This window comes from Mesorhizobium sp. M4A.F.Ca.ET.050.02.1.1 (genome assembly GCF_003997725.1).
GTDB lineage: Bacteria > Pseudomonadota > Alphaproteobacteria > Rhizobiales > Rhizobiaceae > Mesorhizobium.
Map to the genome: position 1 here is coordinate 1 of NZ_RZSG01001047.1, position 1,730 is coordinate 1,730.

At 62.4% G+C, this 1,730-nt stretch carries 3 protein-coding genes; 2 read left to right on the forward strand and 1 reads right to left on the reverse strand.

Annotation, left to right across the window (positions count from 1 at the left end):
* Positions 1-64: 64 nt before the first annotated feature.
* Positions 65-202 (reverse strand): hypothetical protein, encoded by a 138-nt coding sequence (locus tag EOA33_RS39500; RefSeq protein WP_189363206.1) that lies wholly within the window; start codon positions 200-202, stop codon positions 65-67.
* A gap of 272 nt (positions 203-474) precedes the next feature.
* Between EOA33_RS39500 and EOA33_RS34760 the strand changes: the two genes are divergently transcribed.
* Complete coding sequence (locus EOA33_RS34760) at positions 475-1,206, forward strand: rhomboid family intramembrane serine protease (RefSeq protein WP_127407655.1); 732 nt, start codon at positions 475-477, stop codon at positions 1,204-1,206.
* Positions 1,207-1,311: 105 nt separating this feature from the next.
* The coding region (locus tag EOA33_RS34765) for a CBS domain-containing protein (RefSeq protein ID WP_145989486.1) at positions 1,312-1,730 on the forward strand (419 nt) is incomplete at its 3' end.

Genomic DNA, 1,730 nt, shown 5'->3' on the forward strand with positions numbered 1-1,730 from the left:
GCAAGGGGCGTGAGCTTCGGGCTGATGGCGGTGCGCTGGGGGCGGAGGGTGATAGTCGCCTTTGTCACCTGTCATATTCCATGGTCGCCAGCCCGGCATTGTAGTCCGGCGAATAGACGATGCCATTGGCATCGACGAACACGTTGGTCGACTGGATTGCTTGCCGGCCGGTTGGGGCGCTTGTCAGCGTCTCGGAGACCAAGCTGCGACGCCGGCGGCGAGAGCCAACGAGAGGATATGCTTGATCATGTGGAGACCCCTTTGAAATCGGCCGCATTCTAGGGAGGGGTCTTGCTGCTTCCGAGAACGCGCGTTGCGAGTTTCGCGAACGCCAGAGCATTTCCACTTTGTCTCCCTTCTGGTTCTTAGCAAATGACGGCGAGGCTGCGGCCGCACGCTTTGGGAAACAGAATTGTTTCAACCCGGGCGCCCTTGCTCTAAAGCTCGCCGATCGAATCCCAGGATGCTTTGTCAATGAGCGAGCCGGTTAGCCCTTCGGAAATCGAACAGCAGGACGATGCGCCGGAACCGCGCCGCGAACCGGTGTTCAACCTGCCGTCGGTGGTGCTGGCGGTGATCGGCATCTGCATTGCCGTTCACCTGGTGCGCGTCTACCTACTGACCGACGACCAGGATTTCGCCCTGCTGGTGCGGGCGGCGTTCATCCCGATCCGCCATTCCGGCCGTTATGACCTCGAGGTTTATGCCTTCACCAGCCCCTTCACCTATGCGTTCCTGCATGGCGGCTGGGCGCATCTCCTGATCAACATGGTGTGGCTGGCGGCGTTCGGCTCGCCGCTGGCGAACCGATTCGGCGCGCTTCGCTTCGCGCTGTTCTTTGCGGTGACGGGGCTTGCGGCGGTGGCATTGTTCTATGTCCTGCACCCGCTCGGCGAGGCGCCGCTGGTCGGCGCTTCGGGCGCGATTTCCGGCATGATGGGGGCGGCGGCGCGCTTCGCCTTCCGCATCGACCGTTCGTCGGGCAGAGGCGCCTTTGCCGGCGCGCCCTTGCCGATGACGGAGGTGTTCCGCTCGCGCGGCGTCGTCACTTTCCTTGGTGTCTGGATGGTGATCAACCTCGTCACCGGCCTGATAGGCTTTGCTCCAGGCGTCGACGGACAGATCGCCTGGGAGGCGCATATTGGCGGCTTTGTCGCCGGCTTCTTCGGCGTGCGCGCTTTCGACCGCCGCCGGCCGCTGGAGTGAGCCGCGCCGCACTTGAAATGCAAACAATCACGGCGCACCATGTTCACCGGAACGTGAATGCCGGTCAGGGCAGGAACCGGCAAGCAACAAGCTGAGGAGGACGCCATGACTGTTAAGGCAATTCTCGAGAAGAAGGGCCATGACGTGTTGACGCTCGGGCCGAACGAAAAGCTGAGCGAGGCCATCCGCATCCTGACCGAACACAGGATCGGCGCGCTGGTCATCACCAATGGCGACCATAAGATCGTCGGCATCCTCTCCGAGCGCGACATCGTGCGCGTGCTGGCCAAGGAAGGTGCCGCGGCGCTCGACATCGCGGTACGTTCGGCGATGACGCCGAAGGTGAAGATCTGCAACGAGAACCACACCGTCAACGAGGTGATGGAGATCATGACCAAGGGTCGCTTCCGCCATCTGCCGGTGGAAAAGGATGGCCTGCTCTACGGCATCGTGTCGATCGGCGACGTCGTCAAGCGTCGCATCGAGGATGTCGAGCGCGAGGCCGAGGAGATCAGGGCCTATAT